Raw genomic sequence first — 15801 nt, 5'->3', positions numbered from 1 at the left:
TTCTGCACGTGGCCGGGCGGGCGCGGATGCATTCCACATCGCGCAAGTCATTGATTTGCAAGGCTTTCTTCCTGATCAAAATTGTGGCAATTTGTTGACTTGCCCGTTGTGAAGCCGCTTGCAGCGCGATTGCACCGGTTTGCCCACAAAGTTATCCACAGCTTCGGGGGATGACTTGACGCTGGCAAACGGTTCGGCCCTCACCGCCCGGGTGGATCGCCGGCCGGTAGGCACTCGGTGATAATTCGCCTTCTGCCGCCGTCAGCACGCCGGCAGTTTTCAGCGCTGCCGACCTTCGGCGGCCGGTCGACACCTTCGAGGAACCGGATTTGATTTCGATCATACAAGCCGCGGGCTGGCCGATCTGGCCATTGATCCTGTGCTCGATCGCCGCGCTGGCGCTGGTCATCGAGCGCCTGATCAGCCTGCGGGTGACGCGGATCGCGCCGCCGAGGCTGCTCGACGAGGTGATGACGGTCACGCAGACGCAATTGCCGCCGCCCGACGTGATCGGCAAGCTCGCCAACAGTTCGGTGCTCGGCGCGGTGCTGGCCAGCGGCCTGCGCGCGGTGATGCAGGATCGCGCCGCCACCGAGGATTCGCTGCGCAAGACCTTCGAATCGGCCGGCCGTGCCGCGGTGCACCGGATGGAGCGTTACCTGAATACGCTCGGCACGATCGCATCGGCCGCTCCGCTGCTTGGTCTGCTCGGCACCGTGATCGGCATGATCGAGATCTTCGGCTCGCAGTCACCGACCGGCGGCAACAACCCGGCGATGCTGGCGCACGGCATTTCGGTCGCGCTGTACAACACCGCGTTCGGCCTGATCGTCGCGATCCCGGCGCTGATGTTCTACCGCTATTTCCGTGGCCAGGTCGATGCCTATACGATCGACCTCGAGCAGGCGGCCGACCGCATGCTGCCGCATCTGCTGCGCTTCGTTCACCACAACGATGCGACGCCGCTGGTGCGGCCGGCGCCGCCACGCCAGGTGCGCTGACGATGGCGGTCAATTTCCGCCGCATGCGGCGCGATGAACCCGAGATCAACCTGATCCCGTTCATCGATGTGCTGCTGGTCGTGCTGATCTTCCTGATGCTGACGACGACCTATTCGCGGTATTCGGAGCTGCAGATCACGCTGCCGGTCGCCAATGCCGAGAAGCCGGCCGACCGGCCGCGCGAGATCCTCGTCTCGGTGACCGCCGACGGCCTTTATTCGATCAACCGCAAGCCGCTGCAAGGCCGCGAGGTCGAGCAGCTCAGTGCGGCGCTGCGCAATGCCGCGGCCGGCGCGCCCGACAGCATCGTGATCGTCTCGGCCGACGCGTCGGCGGCTCACCAGTCAGTGATCAATGTGCTGGATGCCGCACGGCGCGCCGAACTGCCCCGGCTGACCTTCGCGACCCAGACGGCGGGTGGTGGCGGCGCACGCTGACGCGCCAGCCCGGGCACCCGCCTCGGCCAGCCGCTGGGCCGCCGGCCTGCAACAGGCCTGGATGCGGCGCGGCCCGCTGGCCTGCCTGTTGTGGCCGCTGTCGCTGCTGATGCGGCTGATCGTCGCGACACGCCGTGCCGCCTACCGGTTCGGGTTGCTGCGCAGCGGCCGCTTGCCGGTGCCGGTGCTGGTCGTCGGCAACCTGATCGTCGGCGGCGCCGGCAAGACACCGGTCGTGATCGCGGTGGTCGAATTGCTGCGTGCCGCCGGGCATCGACCGGCGATCGTCTCGCGCGGTTATGGGCGCGGCGACGATTCGCCGCTGGCGGTGGCGCCGCAGTCGATGGCCGCTGACGCCGGCGACGAGCCGCTGCTGCTGCGCCTGCGTTGCCAGGTGCCGGTCTGGGTTGGCCGCGACCGGCAGGCCACGGCACGGGCGCTGCTCGAGCAGCATCCGCACACCAGCGTGATCGTCTGCGACGACGGCCTGCAGCACCTGGCGCTGCAGCGTGACCTGCAACTGGTGGTGTTCGACGAGCGTGGCGCCGGCAATGGCTGGCTGCTGCCGGCCGGCCCGCTGCGCGAACCGCTGCCGGCCGATGTGTCGCGGCTGAACGGTGTGGCGACGCTGGTCGTCTACAACGCGGCCAAGCCGACCACCCGCTTGCCCGGCAGCCGCGTCGACGCCGGGCTGCGCGGCGCGGTCGCGCTGGCGGCCTGGTGGCGTGGCGAAGCGGCGTCGCCGGCCATCCTCGACGGCTTGCGCGGCCGGCCGCTGCTCGCTGCCGCCGGCACGGCCCGCCCGCAGCGCTTTTTTGCGATGCTGCGTGCGGCCGGGCTGCAAATCAACGAATTGCCGCTGCCCGACCACTTCGGTTTCTCGACGCTGCCTTGGCCAGAAGGCACGACCGACGTGCTGCTGACCGAAAAGGACGCCGTCAAGGTCGACCCGCACCGGCTCGGCGACTGCCGGGCCTGGGTGGTGCCGCTAGACTTGCAGCTCGAGCCCGAGCTGGCCGACCAGATCCGCCAGGCGCTGCCGCCCGGCGCCACCGCTGCCAACCAAGACGACCCCGACCACGATGGACACACGACTGCTTGAACTGCTGGTCTGCCCGATCTGCAAAGGCCCGCTGCAGCACCTGCGGCCGCCGATGCAGGAGCGGCAGGAACTTGTCTGCAATGCCGACCGGCTGGCGTTTCCGGTTCGCGACGGCATTCCGATCATGCTCGAATCGGAGGCGCGACAACTCGAACCGGCCGGCTCCGACCCGGCACCGACGCCCCCGGCCGACCTGCAGCGATGAGTTTTACCGTGCTGATTCCGGCGCGGCTCGCATCGACGCGGCTGCCGCGCAAGCCGCTGGCCGATATCGGTGGGGTGCCGATGGTGGTACGGGTCGCGCAGCGTGCCGCCGCGTCCGGCGCAAAGGCGGTGGTGGTCGCCGCCGATGCGGCGGAGATCGTCGATGCCTGCGCAGCCCATGGCATCTCGGCGCTGTTGACCCGTCAGGACCACCCGACCGGCAGCGACCGCCTTGCCGAGGCCTGCGAGCAGCTCGGCCTCGATGGCGCCGACATCGTCGTCAATGTCCAGGGCGACGAACCGCTGATCGCCCCCGGCCTGATCGACGCCTGTGCGGTATTGCTGAGCGACCGCCGCGAATGCGTGATGAGCACCGCCGCGCACCCGATCAGTGATGTTGCCGAATGGCGCAACCCGAATGTCGTCAAGCTGGTCTGCACGGCCGGCGCCAAGGCCTTGTATTTTTCGCGTGCGCCGATTCCGTGCTGGCGAGACGCCACCGGCGACGACGCCCTGCCGTCGCCGGCGCCGTGGCGGCACATCGGCATCTATGCCTACCAGGCCGGTTTTCTGCGCCAGTTTCCGGGCCTCGAGCAAAGCCCGCTCGAGCGGATCGAGTCGCTCGAACAGTTGCGCGTGTTGTGGCACGGTGAACAGATCGCGGTCCACTTGAGCAACGAGCGGCCCGGGCCCGGCGTCGATACGCCGGAAGACCTGCAGAAAGTGCGGGATCTGGTCGCCCGCGAAGGCGCCGGCGGCCACTGACGCGCCAGACAGAACAGGCGGGTTTTTCTCGACCCGCAGCGAAAGCGTCGCGTCAGAGGCCCATGCTATTCTCGACTGGATAACGGCAGTGCGCGGTCGAGCGCGCCGCTGCCGACAAGATTGAAATCACGAGGAATCCCATGCGAATGATCTTGTTGGGTGCGCCGGGTGCCGGAAAAGGCACGCAGGCAGCGTTTCTGTGTGCTCGCTACGGCATTCCGCAGATATCGACCGGCGACATGCTGCGCGCCGCGGTCAAGGCCGGCACGCCGCTCGGCGTCAAGGCCAAGCAGGTGATGGATTCGGGCGCGCTGGTCAGCGACGACATCATCATCGGCCTGGTCAAGGAGCGGATCAGCCAGCCGGACTGCGCGAACGGTTTTCTGTTCGACGGTTTTCCGCGCACGATTCCGCAGGCCGACGCGATGAAGGCCGCCGGCGTCAAGATCGATGTGGTACTCGAGATCGACGTACCCGATGAGGCGATCATCGAGCGGATGAGCGGCCGGCGCGTGCATCCGGCATCGGGCCGCAGCTACCACGTCAAGTTCAATCCGCCGAAGACCGACGGCATTGACGACCTGACCGGCGAGCCACTGATCCAGCGCGAGGACGACAAGGAAGAGACGGTGCGCAAGCGGCTCGAGGTCTACCAGAACCAGACCCGACCGCTGATCGACTATTACGCCCGCTGGGCGGCCACCGGCGACGCCGCGGCCCCGCGCTGCCTGAAAATCAGCGGCACCGGCAGCGTCGAGGAAATCACCGCGCGCGCAACCGCCGCGCTCGGTTGAACAGCGAGAACAGGAGAACGGGCATGGACATCAAGGACAAGGTATTCATCGTCACCGGCGGCGCTTCGGGCCTCGGTGAAGGCACGGCGCGGATGCTGGCTTCGCACGGCGCCAAGGTCGTGATCGCCGACCTGCAGGCCGACAAGGGCGAAGCGCTGGCCAAGGAGCTGGGCAGCGACAAGGCGGTGTTCGTCAAGTGCGACGTCGCCAGCGAGGCCGACGGCCAGGCGGCGGTCGACCGTGCGACGTCGATGGGCAAGCTGATGGGCCTGGTCAATTGCGCCGGCATCGCGGTCGGCTCGAAAACCGTCGGCAAGGATGGCGCCCATTCGCTGGACCTGTTCAGCAAGGTCATCACGGTCAACCTGGTCGGCAGCTTCAACATGATCCGCCTCGCGGCGGCGGCGATGAGCCGCAACGAGCCGGAATCGACCGGCGAGCGCGGCGTGATGATCTCGACCGCCAGCGTGGCCGCCTACGACGGCCAGATCGGCCAGGCCGCGTATTCGGCGTCGAAGGGCGGCATCGTCGGCATGACCTTGCCGATCGCCCGTGACCTCGCGCGCAACGGCATCCGCAACATGACGATTGCGCCGGGCATCTTCGGCACGCCGATGATGTTCTCGATGCCGCAGGAGGTGCAGGATTCGCTGGCGGCCAGCGTGCCGTTCCCGAGCCGCCTCGGCACCCCGACCGACTATGCCAAGCTGGTGCAGCAGATCATCACCAACGAGATGCTGAACGGCGAGGTGATCCGCCTCGACGGCGCGATCCGGCTGGCGCCGAAATGATCCGGTTGGCGCTCTGAAATGAAAGCAAAACGGGCTGCATCAGCAGCCCGTTTTCATTTGCAGACGCAGCAGACCTACTTCTTGCGTGCCTGCAAGGCCCACAGCCGCGCCAGGTCGGCCGAACCGTCCTTGCCCTTGACGCCGCGGAAGGTCGTCAGCGCCTTTGTGCCCTGCCCTGCGAGCGTCTGCGCGATGCCGAGGTGCAGCTGCGCATCGTCCGGCCGCTTCAGGCCGCCTTTCTCGATGCCCTGTTGCATCAGCTCCAGGCCTTTGGCGGCATCACCGTTGATCACCAGGTTGTAGCCGACATCGAGCAGCGCATTGCCGTCCTTCGCGGCCTTGGCGTCGGCCAGCTCGGTCTCCATCGCGGCCTTCTTTTCCTCGAGGCGCTTGGCGATCAGGTCGCGCAGCCGCTGGTGCCGGCCGGCCTGGTCGCCGACGCCGAGCACCTTGGCCTCGTAGCCCTTGTCGAGGATCTTCTTGCCTTCTGCCGGAAAGCCGGCCTGGACCGCGAGCTGCGCCGCCTCCATGTAATCGTTGGCGCTGTCCATCACGCCAGTCACCAGCGACAGGCGGTAGACGTCGAGGGCAAAGCGGTCGCTGAAGCTCTGCTTGCGCTGCAGCCGGCTCAGCAGGTCGGCCCAGTACGCCTTCTTCGGGTAGTAGGTGATCAGCTTTTCGATCGTGAAGACGCTGAGGTCCTGATCATTGAGCCGCTGCGCCGCATTCAGCAACAGGTTCAGCCGATCTTCATCGGGCGCCTTGCCGGACTTCTCGGTCGCCTGGATCTCCGCCGTCAGCTGCTTCGCGGCGCCGGAAAAATCTCCGGAAAGATACTGGGCCTGGATCAGCAGCGTGCGGATGCTCGAATTGCCGCCGCCTTCGTTCAGATAACGCTGGCCCCACTGCATCGTCTTGCCGTAGTCCTTTGCGCGGTAGGCAAGGCCGGTCAGCGATTCGAGCATGCGCAGCTTCTCGGCCGCGTTGACACGGCCGGACTTCTCGATGAAGTCGAAGGCGCGGCCGGCGGCATTGACGTCGCCGGCGCCGGAGGCTGCGGCCAGCCGCATCCGCTCGATCAGATAGTTCTCGTAAGCGGTCTGCGAACCGACCTTGTCGGCGGTCTCGACCTGGCGCAGCGCGTCGCGATAACTGCCGCGCTTGATCAGGTCCTGCGCGGCTTGCAGCGGCTTGCCGACTTCCGGGCGAACGGTATCGGCGGCATGGGCAGCGCCAAAGGCGCCGAGCGCGAGCGACACCGCCGCCGCCGCGGCAACCCGGCGCAGGCTGCTGCTTTTCGATCGATGCGCGGCGGGCAGGAGGTTTCCAGCGTGGTCAACAGACATCAGAGGACGCTCACTTGACGAATTGCTCATTGCCGACGATTCCGAGCTTGGTCACACCAAGCCGCTGCGCACTGGCCATCACCATTGCAACCGACTTGTATTCGACCAGCTTGTTCGGACGCAGATGCACTTCAGGTTGATCCGGTTCGGCAGCGACTCGGATCAGCTTGTCCTCGAGCGCTGCCCGGTCCGGCAGAATCTCGCCGTTCCACAACACCGTGCCGTCGAAATCGACGTCGATCGTCACCACCACCGGCTCCTTCGTGGTCGGCGGCGGCGGCGTCCCGGTCGGCATGTTCAGATTCACCGAATGCAGCTGGATCGGGATCGTGATGATCAGCATGATGATCAGCACCAGCATCACGTCGATCAGCGGCGTCGTGTTGATGTCCATCATCACCTCGGGATCGCCCGACCCTTTGGACCCGACACTCATTCCCATAACATTTCCTTCCAAAAACTCGCTGACTCACCGAAAGCGAGCGCAGCGAAGCCTAGATCAAGCCACTCGCGCCGCTCCGGGTCCCCCGGGCGGCCGCGAGGCGCCCCCTCGCGGGGCAGGAGCGAAGCGACGTGGGGGCTAACCTTTCGGCGGCGGCTCAGTGATGAAGCTGACCTTCAGGATGTTGGCCCGCTGGCACTGAAACATCACCCGTCCGATCGATTCGTAACGCGCATTCTGGTCGCCCCGGATATGCACCTCCGGCTGCGGATTGAGCACCGCAACCGCCTTCAGCTTCTCGAACAACGCGTTGTTGTCGGGAACCAGCGCCGTATTCCAGAAGATGTCGCCATCCTTGTTGACGGCGATCTCGATGTTCTCCGGCTTGGTCTGCAGCGCGATGTTGTCCTCTTCGGGCAACTTGACCGGAACGGTCTGCGTGACGACCGGAATGGTGATCAGGAAGATGATCAGCAGAACCAGCATCACGTCGACCAGCGGTGTGGTGTTGATCGCGGAGACGACTTCGTCCTCGTCGCCGCTCCCCGATCCGACGTTCATTCCCATGACAAGACTCCTGCGTTGGCTCAGCGGGTCTGCCGCGCACCCATCAGCACACCGTGCAGGTCAGCGCTGAAGCTGCGCACTGCGTCGAGGGTCACCTTGTTGCGGCGGACCAGCCAGTTGTAGCCGAGCACCGCCGGCACAGCGACGGCCAGGCCGATGGCGGTCATGATCAGCGCCTCACCGACCGGGCCGGCGACCTTGTCGATCGACGCCTGGCCGGCAATGCCGATTGCGGTCAGTGCGTGGTAGATGCCCCAGACGGTACCGAACAGACCGACGAATGGCGCGGTCGAACCGACCGTCGCGAGGAAGGCCAGGCCATCCTGCAGACGCGATTGCACGTCGGCAACGGCGCGGTCGACACTCATCGTGACCCAGGTATTGCGGTCGATGTTCTCGGTCAACGCACCTTCGTGGTGCTCGCCCGCAGCGATGCCGGTATCGGCGATGAAGCGGAACGCCGAGCCTTCCTTCAGCTGGGCTGCGCCTTCCTTCAGGCTGCCCGCCTTGAAGAATTTCGTGTGGGCCGACCGTGCCTGGCCGCTGATCTTCATGCTTTCCCACAGCTTCGTGATCAGGATGTACCAGCTGCCCATGCTCATGATCACGAGGATCAGCAGCGTGCCCTTGCTGACCCAGTCGCCCTGCTTCCACAGCGCCTCGAGGCCATAAGGGTTGTCGATCGTCTCCTTGACCGCGGTCGGCGCCATCGCCGGCGGTTGCGGCGTCGTATCCGCCGGCGCCGCCGTTTCGGTGGTGGCGGCGGTTGCCGCCGGCGCGGCGTCAGGCGCGCTCGCCTGGGCCTGGACCAGCGGAGCGTTCAGCAGCAGACCGGCGGCAAGGGTTGCCGCAGCGGCGAAGAAGTTCAGGCGGTTGATCATCATGAAAGATTCCTGCGGGTAGCAATGGATGGATGGAAACGGACGGCCCCCTGGCTTTTTGGGCCGGCGCCGCCGGATGCCTGCAACGAGACTGGGACCGGCTGGCGCGTTCGGGGTTCCGCCGACAAGGGGGTTGGGGACTACTTGATGTCGAAGAAGAATTCCTGGCGGATCTGCACCGCATCACCGGCGCAGACATAACCTTCCTTCATCGCCGTCTCGACGGCGTCACGGAAGGCCCGCTTGGTGCGTGCGTTCATGCCGCGGAAGGTATCGCGTTCGAACTCGACCTCGACCACCCGGCCAGCCTTCAACGTGGCGAGCACGAAGATGCTGCCCTGCACCTCGAAGTTGACGGCCGGCGGAACCGGCGGCGGCATCTGGGTGCAGGCGACACCGGCGGCGACCGGGCCGGTCGGCTTCGGTTTCGGCGGCGGCGGGGCCGGCGGGGCCGGAGCGGGTGCTGGCGGCGCAGCAACCACCGGCGGCGGCGCAGGCGCGATCACCACCGGAGCCGGCGGCGGGGTCGGCGTGACGGCAGTGATGGTCGGCACCGGCGGCGGCGGTGCGGTGATCTGCACTTCCGGCGGCGGAATGAACGGCGGTGGTGGGGCCTCGAGTTTCGGCGGCGGTGGCACGACGACCTCGGGCGGCGGCGGCGGCTTGCGGACCTCCTCGATCACCTTGGTCTCGATCGGCGCGATGACGATCTCGACCACCTTCTTCCCCAGCCCTGTCACCAGGGCGTAGACGATCAACACGTGAAACAGAATGACAAACGTGATCCCCATCAGGTGTTTGCGGGGATCAGCCTGTCGCTTGGAAAAATCCATCCTGGGGTCTCCAGAGGCGAAAAGAGGGAAGCGGGTGGCTGATGGGCTCGTGACCCAAAAGCGCAGCATTCTAAGGACCAGAAGGGCCGTTTCGAGCCCCACTGCTGGTTTATCTGATTAGGTGTTCTACCCCTCTGCGGGCGGCGAACAGAGCCGATGGACCCTGTATTTGTCGTAATGTTTTACGCAAGAAGCGTCAAAACGTCGCCAAGTGCAACATCTGCGTCGGCTCGTCAGCACTGCGAGAGATCGAGCAGCGGCAGCAGAACCGTCGCATCGCCCCTGAGCGGGTCAGATGACACCGGGGCGGCCTGCCGATTGGCAAGCCGCCCCGCTCATCGATGGGGATCGCAGCCCGTTGCCGGGCCGGCGACCACCGGGACTATCAGAAGAACTTGTACGAACCGTACAGCGTGAAGGTGCGACCCAACGGGTTCGTGAACCGAGGGTCGTAGCCGCGCTGGAAGGTCGAATTCTGCACCGTGCGCGGCGGATCCTTGTCGAGCAGGTTCAGCACGCCGGCCGTCACCGTCAGGTTCTTCACGCCCGTCCAGCTTCCGGACAGGTCGAAGATCGAATAGGCACCAACCTTGCCAGCGTCGTTCTGGTCAGAGTAGGAACCCTTGAACCGGTTGGTCAGCGTCGCCGCCCACGGTCCCTTGCTCCAGGTGCCGCTCAGCACATGCTGCCAGCGGAAGACAGGCGCATTGTCCGAATAGCGGCCGACCGCGTCGAAGAAAGCGCCGCCCTGCTCACGCTGGTACTGGTACTTCGTGATGTAGGTGCCTTCCATCGAGACGCCGAAATTGCCAGCCGGCGTCGCCCCCGAACGCCAGGCAGCCGACAGGTCGATGCCGCTGGTGTGCAGTTCGCCGAGGTTTTCGGTCCGCGCGTCGATGAACGCGATCGGATCGAAACCGATGTTCGGGTAACCGGCACAAGCGTCGATGTTGGCCCGCGTGATGCCTGCCCCGGTTGCCGGAATCTGGCTGCAGCGGAAGAACTTCGCCGAATATTTCGCCGGCGCACCAAACACCGCCTGCTCCGGAATCGAGCTGATCATGTTGCGGATCTTCAGCTGCCAGACGTCGAAGCCGAGCGTCACGTTGTTGCTTGGTTCGAAGACCAGGCCGATCGTGAAGGCCTTGGATTTTTCCGGCTGCAGGCTGCTCGCGGCAAAACCGTTCGCGACCGGCCCGCCCTGGCGCTGCAGCACCTGCTGGCCGCAAACTCGACCAGGCTGCGCACCGCCGACGGCGTTGCCACCCGGGCACAGTTGCGGATCGTTGTAGTTGTCGCTGGTGAAGGTCAGCGACTGCGGCTGGTAGATCTCGAACAGCGTCGGCGCACGGAAGCCGGTATTTGCGGAACCGCGGATCAGCAGCGCCTTGGTCGGCTGGTAGCGCAAACCGACCTTCGGATTGAAGGTGCTGCCGGTATCGCTGTAATCGTCGTAGCGGCCGGCCAGCGTCAGCTCGAGGTCCTTGACGACCGGAATGCTGAATTCGGCGAACGCGGACTTGTTGTTGCGCTTGCCGGTGGTGTCGCTGTTCGGATCGATGCCGAGGCTGCCGAGCTGGCCGGTGATCGGCAGCGCTTCGTAATCCAGCTTCTCGTTGCGGTACTCGACGCCGAATGCGGCGCCGACCGAACCGGCACCAAGCTTGAACAGCGAAGGATTCGACACCCGCAGGTCGACAAAATCGCTCTTGTTGGTGCCGATGATCGTCGGCGCATTGACCTGCGCGGCCGCAATCGCCGCGGAACCGGCCGCCGTCTGTGCACCGAAGGGATTGATCACGCCATTCCAGATGCCTTGGCGAATCATCGTGTCATTGACATAGCCGCCCTTGACGTTGGCCTCGCTTTCGTTCTTCGTCGAGCCGACCGCAGTGCGGTAGTCCCAATCGCCGAACAGGCCTTCCATGCCGAGCATCATCCGCTCGGTCGTCGTGTCGTCGCCGCTGGTGCGCTTGCCGGCCGGCACCTGCCGCCAGTTTGCAATGCCGCCGGGGACCGTGGTCTGGCCGTTGCCACCAGCGAACGTCGGAACGGTGACCGTCCCCACCGGCGCGCCTGCCGGATAAAACGGGCTGGTCGCAGGGATCGAGGAATTGGTCGGTGCAGGGGCAACCCGGGCGATGCTCTTGTTGTTCGAGTTGAGGTATTCGAACGATGCGATGTGGTCCGGCGTGACGGCGAACGATGCACGCAGCAGCCCGGTGATCTGTTCGCTCTGCGTCAGGATGTCGATGTCCTGCGTGAAGTCGTAGCGGCAGCTGCTGAAGCCGGTGCCCGCCGCATTCGGCAGCGGCACCGAGGCCGGCGGCGAGCAGTTCGGCCCGGTCGGCTCGAAGCCGTTGATGTCGCCAGGGAACGAGGTGCCGCTGGTGCCGGAGAGGATCGCATCGCGCCCGGTGCCGATGATGCCGGTCTTCGAGAATTCGCGCCTGTTGGCTGGCAGCACGTCCTGCTTGCGCCAGTCGAGCGAGGCCATCAGGTTGAAGCGGTTCTGCGACAGCGTACCGAAGCCGCCGGACAGGCTGACCCGCTTGGTATCGCCGCCGCCGGATTTTTCCGGCACCGCCAGCTGTGCGCTGACCTCGAGGCCGGTCAGTTCGCGCTTCGTGATGAAGTTGATCACGCCGCCGATTGCATCCGTGCCGTAGATTGCCGAGGCGCCGTCACGCAGCACCTCGATGCGCTGGATCGCCGCCAGTGGAATCGCATTCAGGTCGACGGCCGCCGCGTCGAAGGCATGGTTGGCAAGGCGCCGGCCATTCAGCAGCACCAGCGTCTTGTTCGCATTGGTGCCGGTGGGCCCGCTCAGGCCGCGCAGGTCGGCTTCGGCCTTGCCGCCGGTGGTCGCGCCGATCGCCTGGCTGGAGCCGAAATTGGACTGGTTAGAGGCAATGAAGGCGATTGCCGCCTCGGTATTCGTGACGCCCTGCTTCGCAAGGTCCTCGACCTTGATGACGGTGACCGGAAGCGCGGTTTCACCGGCAATGCGGCGGATCGACGAACCGGTGATCTCCACCCGCTCTAGGGTTTGCTGGCCGAAGGCCGGGATGCTGGCGACACCGAGGGTTCCACCGAGCGCAACCAACACGGCGCTGCAAACCTGGGTTCTTCTGATCATTGATGTGATCTCCTCTGGGGTTGATGGGCCATGCCTGCCAGACGGGATCGCCGCCGGGCACACATAGATGCATACAAATGCAAAGAAATATTGTGGGCATGCAAAACCCGACGCTGCAGAGGTTTTGCCCGATCTGTTGCCAAATGTTGCCGGCAACCTACAACTCAGTAAATGTCCCGTGGCGCGCAGCGAAAAATCTCGATCTGAATCGATTGCGCAAATGAAAAAGCGGCCCGTGCACGTGCGTGCTCGGGCCGCTTGCGGCGATCCGGCCGAAGCCGGATCAGCGCTTCAACTGGCTCAGAACTCGTACTTGGCAGCGACCCGGTAGGTGCGGCCGAGCGGGTTGTGGAAGCGGTCGTCGTAGGCGCGCGACTGGAAGCGGCTGACCTGGTTGGTGAACGGCGGGTTGGTGTCGAACAGGTTCAGCACGCCGGCCGACAGCGTCAGGTTCTTCACGCCGCGGTAGGTGACGGCGATGTCGAAGATCGAATAATCGCCAACCTTGTTCGTGTTGAACGGCGCCACGTTGAACGGCGCGCCCTGCGCGTTCTGGTCGCGGTAGCCGTTGACGAAGCGGTTCGTCAGCTGGCTCGACCAGTCACCCTTCTGCCAGCCGATCGTCGTCACCTGCTGGTAGCGGATCACCGGGCCGCCGAACTGCGCGTTGTAGTTGCCGTTCGGGTTGAACCAGCGGCCGTTCGGCTCGACCTGGAACTCGTACTTCAGCACATACGAACCACGCACCGAGGCGTTGAACTTGCCCCAGGGCGTCGCCGCACCTTCCCAGTTCATCTGGATGTCGATACCGTTGGTGCGAACGTCACCCAGATTCAGGTTGGTGTTGATCACGTAGGCCAGCGGATCGCCACCCGGAATCTGGCAGGCGCCGATCGCCGTCTGGCGCGCCGCCGGTGCCTGGCTGCAACGCACGAACAGCGCCGCGTACTTGGCCGGGTCGGCAAAGATCGACTGCTCGCCGATCACGCTGATCGAGTCCTTGATGTAGTAGTGCCAGTAGTCGAGGCCAACCGAGAACTCCCGCGTCGGCTGGACGACGAAACCGAGCGTCCAGGCCTTCGATTCCTCGGCCGTCAGCTGCGCATTGCCGCCTTGCAGTTGCTGGAACTGGATGCCGCAGTCACGCGACGGCACGGCATTGGCCGCCGGCACGCCGTTCGGGCACAACACCGGATCGTTGTAGCGAGTCGACGTGAAGGTCGTCGAATTCGGCGCGTACAGCTGGGTCAGCGTCGGCGCCGTGAAACCGGTGTTGGCCGAGCCGCGCAGCAGGATCTTGTCGTTCGGCTGGTAGCGCACCGACAGTTTCGGATTGATGGTCTCGCCGAAGTCGCTGTATTTGTCGCCACGCAGCGAGAAGCCGAGTTCCAGACCCTTCACCACCGGCATGCTCAGCTCCATTGCGAGCGCGCTGATGTCGCGATCGCCCTGGCGAAGCGCACCCGAACCGGCAAGACCGGAACTGGCGGCCTGGCTGACCTTCGGGATGTTGGTGTTGTAGATCATCTCCTCCTTGCGGACCTCGGCAGCCAGCGCGAGTGCCATCGAGCCACCCGGCAGCTTGCCGATCACCCGGCTGAAGTTCGCCGTCGCACCGGACATCTTCGCTTCGCCGTCCTGCACCTGGCCGAGCACCTGGTTCGCCTGCAGATAGGCGAGGCCATTGGCAGTCTGCGCGCCGAACGGGTTCAGGTACAGCGGCGCGCCGTTGAACATCAGCTGCTGACCGGCCGGGCAGACGTTGCTGACCAACGGCACCGCGCAACCCGATACGCCGTTGCGCAGCGGCTGCGTCATCGGGTAGCCGTTCAGGAAAAAGTTGTCGACCTTCGCCGACGACGCAAACAGATTCGCCTGGTAATCCCAACCGGCGACGACGCCTTCGAGGCCTGCGAGCAGGCGCTGCGTGGTGTTTTCCTGTTCGCCGGACCGCGAGCCGAGCGCCGTCGTCCGCCAGGAAATCGAAAGGTTCTGCGCCGGATTGAGCGCCGGGTTCGCTGGCGTGATGCCGCGGCCCGGGTAATAGGGGCTCAGCGGCGTCATCGTCAGGCCACCTTCCGGCGACGGCGCGATCTTCGTCTCGACGTTGTTCATCGAGCGGAAATACTCGAGCGACGCCGTGTGGTCGGAGCCGAGTGCCAGCGCACCGCGCAGGAATACCGACTGCTGGTCCTGCTTCGGCAGCGTGTTCGTGAAGGTCTGCGTGTCGGCAAAGCAGCGGATGCTGCGGCCGGCATTGGCGCCCGAAACTTCAGGCACCGAGATCGACCCTGGCGGATCGCAATTCGGCGCCGTCGGGTTGCCACTGACCGTGCCCTGGCTGTAGTTGGCCGGGAACGCGGTCGGGCTCAGCGCATTGAAGCCGTTCCACGGCTGGTAGGAGGTGGCGGCGAAGTCACGCTCTGTGCCGCCGAGCGGCTTGGACTGGCGCACATTGAGCGCGCCCATGATGTTCCAGCCCTGCTTGTTCAGGTCGCCGATACCGCCGAGCAGATTGCCGGAATAGACGTTGCCGCCGCCGGCTTCGGTGACCTGCGCCGACGCATCGATCGAACCTCCACGGTAGTTGCGGTGCGTGATGAAGTTGATCACGCCGGCGATCGCGTCGGTACCGTAGATCGACGATGCGCCGTCAGGCAGCGTCTCGATGCGCGCGATCGCCGCCATCGGCAGCGTATTCAGGTCGGTCGCGACGGTCGAGAACGGGTTCGGTGCAATCCGCTTGCCGTTCAACAGCACCAGCGTGCGTTGCGCACCAAGCGAGCGCAGGTCGGCGTATGCCGCTGCACCGTTGGTGCCGCTGACCGAGCCGGAAGTGACGGTGCCGCCCTGGTTCTGCGTGATGAACCGGACCGCCTGCTCTGCATTGGTGACGCCAGCCTTCTGCAGTTCCTCGACGTTCAGCGTGATCACCGGCGTTGCGGTTTCACTGGCCAGGCGGCGGATCAGCGAGCCGGTGATCTCGACCCGGTTCAGCGCTTCCGGCTGGGCGCTCTGCGCAAAGCTGACCGATGGGGCGAGCACGCCGGTGCCGCCGAACGCGATCAGCAGACCGGTGCAAATCTTCTTTCTCTTGAACAACATTCAGATCTCCTGGAATAACGCAAGTTTGAGGATCGTCCCAGTTGCAACATGACTGCTCCCGGTCAGTCGCGCGCCTGGCGTTCTGCTTCACGACGGAACGCGATTCTCTGGTGCCACCACAGGAGCGCCGCCTAGGGAAAGTCTGAGTCGGCCCCTCGGCGACGCCTCCCAGACGCGCGAATCGAGAAGGACTTGGCGCACACGCAAGATTTGTGCGGGCTCGCGGGCAGCTCCGCCTGCGACGTGGCGTCGTGCGCGCCTGGTATCGCGTTGCACCACCACAACGCGGGCCATCACCCTAGCTTTTGCGCCAATTGACAGGCATCGGAAACAAGCCGCATTCCAGGGCGGCACAACAGCAAGGCACCGCGAACCGGAGCCGGTTCGCAATGCC

The 15801-nt window shown here is 65.3% G+C and carries 14 protein-coding genes; 7 read left to right on the top strand and 7 right to left on the bottom strand.

Annotated features, from left to right (window positions below; all coding sequences use genetic code 11):
* Positions 1-329: 329 nt before the first annotated feature.
* From ACNH6H_RS24765 to ACNH6H_RS24735, 7 genes are all read left to right on the top strand, one after another.
* Positions 330-1001 carry a MotA/TolQ/ExbB proton channel family protein gene (locus tag ACNH6H_RS24765; protein WP_418320932.1) on the top strand — a complete coding sequence of 224 codons (672 nt, stop codon included), beginning with the start codon at positions 330-332 and terminating at the stop codon, positions 999-1001.
* A 2-nt stretch (positions 1002-1003) separates the two neighbouring features.
* The gene (locus tag ACNH6H_RS24760) at positions 1004-1438 is read left to right on the top strand and encodes an ExbD/TolR family protein (RefSeq protein WP_418320931.1); all 435 of its coding nucleotides are present in this window, start codon (positions 1004-1006) and stop codon (positions 1436-1438) included.
* Positions 1439-1499: 61 nt separating this feature from the next.
* The gene (gene lpxK / locus ACNH6H_RS24755) at positions 1500-2540 is read left to right on the top strand and encodes a tetraacyldisaccharide 4'-kinase (RefSeq protein WP_418321484.1); all 1041 of its coding nucleotides are present in this window, start codon (positions 1500-1502) and stop codon (positions 2538-2540) included.
* On the top strand, positions 2521-2745 hold the full coding sequence (locus ACNH6H_RS24750) for a Trm112 family protein (RefSeq protein WP_418320930.1): 225 nt from the start codon (positions 2521-2523) through the stop codon (positions 2743-2745). The genes lpxK and ACNH6H_RS24750 overlap by 20 nt, the downstream gene beginning before the upstream one ends.
* Positions 2742-3509, top strand: coding sequence for a 3-deoxy-manno-octulosonate cytidylyltransferase (kdsB, locus tag ACNH6H_RS24745; protein WP_418320929.1), 768 nt, complete (start codon positions 2742-2744; stop codon positions 3507-3509). Before ACNH6H_RS24750 ends, kdsB begins: the two co-directional genes overlap by 4 nt.
* 140 nt (positions 3510-3649) lie before the next feature.
* Positions 3650-4303 carry an adenylate kinase gene (gene adk, locus ACNH6H_RS24740; RefSeq protein ID WP_418320928.1) on the top strand — a complete coding sequence of 218 codons (654 nt, stop codon included), beginning with the start codon at positions 3650-3652 and terminating at the stop codon, positions 4301-4303.
* A 23-nt stretch (positions 4304-4326) separates the two neighbouring features.
* Positions 4327-5094, top strand: coding sequence for a 3-hydroxyacyl-CoA dehydrogenase (locus ACNH6H_RS24735; RefSeq protein ID WP_418320927.1), 768 nt, complete (start codon positions 4327-4329; stop codon positions 5092-5094).
* Positions 5095-5168: 74 nt separating this feature from the next.
* On the opposite strand, the gene ACNH6H_RS24730 is transcribed toward ACNH6H_RS24735, so the two are convergent.
* The 7 genes from ACNH6H_RS24730 to ACNH6H_RS24700 all read right to left on the bottom strand — a co-directional run bounded on the left by ACNH6H_RS24730 (position 5169) and on the right by ACNH6H_RS24700 (position 15407).
* Positions 5169-6440 carry a hypothetical protein gene (locus ACNH6H_RS24730; protein ID WP_418320926.1) on the bottom strand — a complete coding sequence of 424 codons (1272 nt, stop codon included), beginning with the start codon at positions 6438-6440 and terminating at the stop codon, positions 5169-5171.
* Positions 6441-6450: 10 nt separating this feature from the next.
* Positions 6451-6882, bottom strand: coding sequence for an ExbD/TolR family protein (locus ACNH6H_RS24725; RefSeq protein WP_418320925.1), 432 nt, complete (start codon positions 6880-6882; stop codon positions 6451-6453).
* A 138-nt stretch (positions 6883-7020) separates the two neighbouring features.
* Positions 7021-7449 carry an ExbD/TolR family protein gene (locus ACNH6H_RS24720; RefSeq protein WP_418320924.1) on the bottom strand — a complete coding sequence of 143 codons (429 nt, stop codon included), beginning with the start codon at positions 7447-7449 and terminating at the stop codon, positions 7021-7023.
* Positions 7450-7469: 20 nt separating this feature from the next.
* On the bottom strand, positions 7470-8333 hold the full coding sequence (locus tag ACNH6H_RS24715; RefSeq protein ID WP_418320923.1) for a MotA/TolQ/ExbB proton channel family protein: 864 nt from the start codon (positions 8331-8333) through the stop codon (positions 7470-7472).
* Positions 8334-8470: 137 nt separating this feature from the next.
* A complete protein-coding gene (locus tag ACNH6H_RS24710; protein ID WP_418320922.1) occupies positions 8471-9163 on the bottom strand; it encodes a hypothetical protein in 693 nt (230 codons plus the stop codon).
* Positions 9164-9548: 385 nt separating this feature from the next.
* Positions 9549-12302, bottom strand: coding sequence for a TonB-dependent receptor (locus tag ACNH6H_RS24705; protein ID WP_418320921.1), 2754 nt, complete (start codon positions 12300-12302; stop codon positions 9549-9551).
* Between the two features lie 300 nt (positions 12303-12602).
* Positions 12603-15407: a TonB-dependent receptor domain-containing protein gene (locus ACNH6H_RS24700; protein ID WP_418320920.1), complete on the bottom strand. Its 2805-nt coding sequence runs from the start codon at positions 15405-15407 to the stop codon at positions 12603-12605.
* Between the last annotated feature and the right edge of the window lie 394 nt (positions 15408-15801).

It is taken from the genome of Pseudideonella sakaiensis (genome assembly GCF_048320135.1).
Taxonomy (GTDB): domain Bacteria; phylum Pseudomonadota; class Gammaproteobacteria; order Burkholderiales; family Burkholderiaceae_C; genus Ideonella_A; species Ideonella_A sakaiensis_A.
This window is presented reverse-complemented; position numbering and strand designations above follow the sequence as displayed.

Bases quoted from the DNA above. Each gene is read 5' to 3' on its own strand.
- ACNH6H_RS24760 (WP_418320931.1), top strand. From the start codon at position 1,004: ATGGCGGTCAATTTCCGCCGCATGCGGCGCGATGAACCCGAGATCAAC.
- lpxK (WP_418321484.1), top strand. From the start codon at position 1,500: ATGCGGCGCGGCCCGCTGGCCTGCCTGTTGTGGCCGCTGTCGCTGCTG.
- ACNH6H_RS24750 (WP_418320930.1), top strand. From the start codon at position 2,521: ATGGACACACGACTGCTTGAACTGCTGGTCTGCCCGATCTGCAAAGGC.
- kdsB (WP_418320929.1), top strand. From the start codon at position 2,742: ATGAGTTTTACCGTGCTGATTCCGGCGCGGCTCGCATCGACGCGGCTG.
- adk (WP_418320928.1), top strand. From the start codon at position 3,650: ATGCGAATGATCTTGTTGGGTGCGCCGGGTGCCGGAAAAGGCACGCAG.
- ACNH6H_RS24735 (WP_418320927.1), top strand. From the start codon at position 4,327: ATGGACATCAAGGACAAGGTATTCATCGTCACCGGCGGCGCTTCGGGC.
- ACNH6H_RS24730 (WP_418320926.1), bottom strand. From the start codon at position 6,440: ATGTCTGTTGACCACGCTGGAAACCTCCTGCCCGCCGCGCATCGATCG.
- ACNH6H_RS24725 (WP_418320925.1), bottom strand. From the start codon at position 6,882: ATGGGAATGAGTGTCGGGTCCAAAGGGTCGGGCGATCCCGAGGTGATG.
- ACNH6H_RS24720 (WP_418320924.1), bottom strand. From the start codon at position 7,449: ATGGGAATGAACGTCGGATCGGGGAGCGGCGACGAGGACGAAGTCGTC.
- ACNH6H_RS24715 (WP_418320923.1), bottom strand. From the start codon at position 8,333: ATGATGATCAACCGCCTGAACTTCTTCGCCGCTGCGGCAACCCTTGCC.
- ACNH6H_RS24710 (WP_418320922.1), bottom strand. From the start codon at position 9,163: ATGGATTTTTCCAAGCGACAGGCTGATCCCCGCAAACACCTGATGGGG.
- ACNH6H_RS24705 (WP_418320921.1), bottom strand. From the start codon at position 12,302: ATGATCAGAAGAACCCAGGTTTGCAGCGCCGTGTTGGTTGCGCTCGGT.
- ACNH6H_RS24700 (WP_418320920.1), bottom strand. From the start codon at position 15,407: ATGTTGTTCAAGAGAAAGAAGATTTGCACCGGTCTGCTGATCGCGTTC.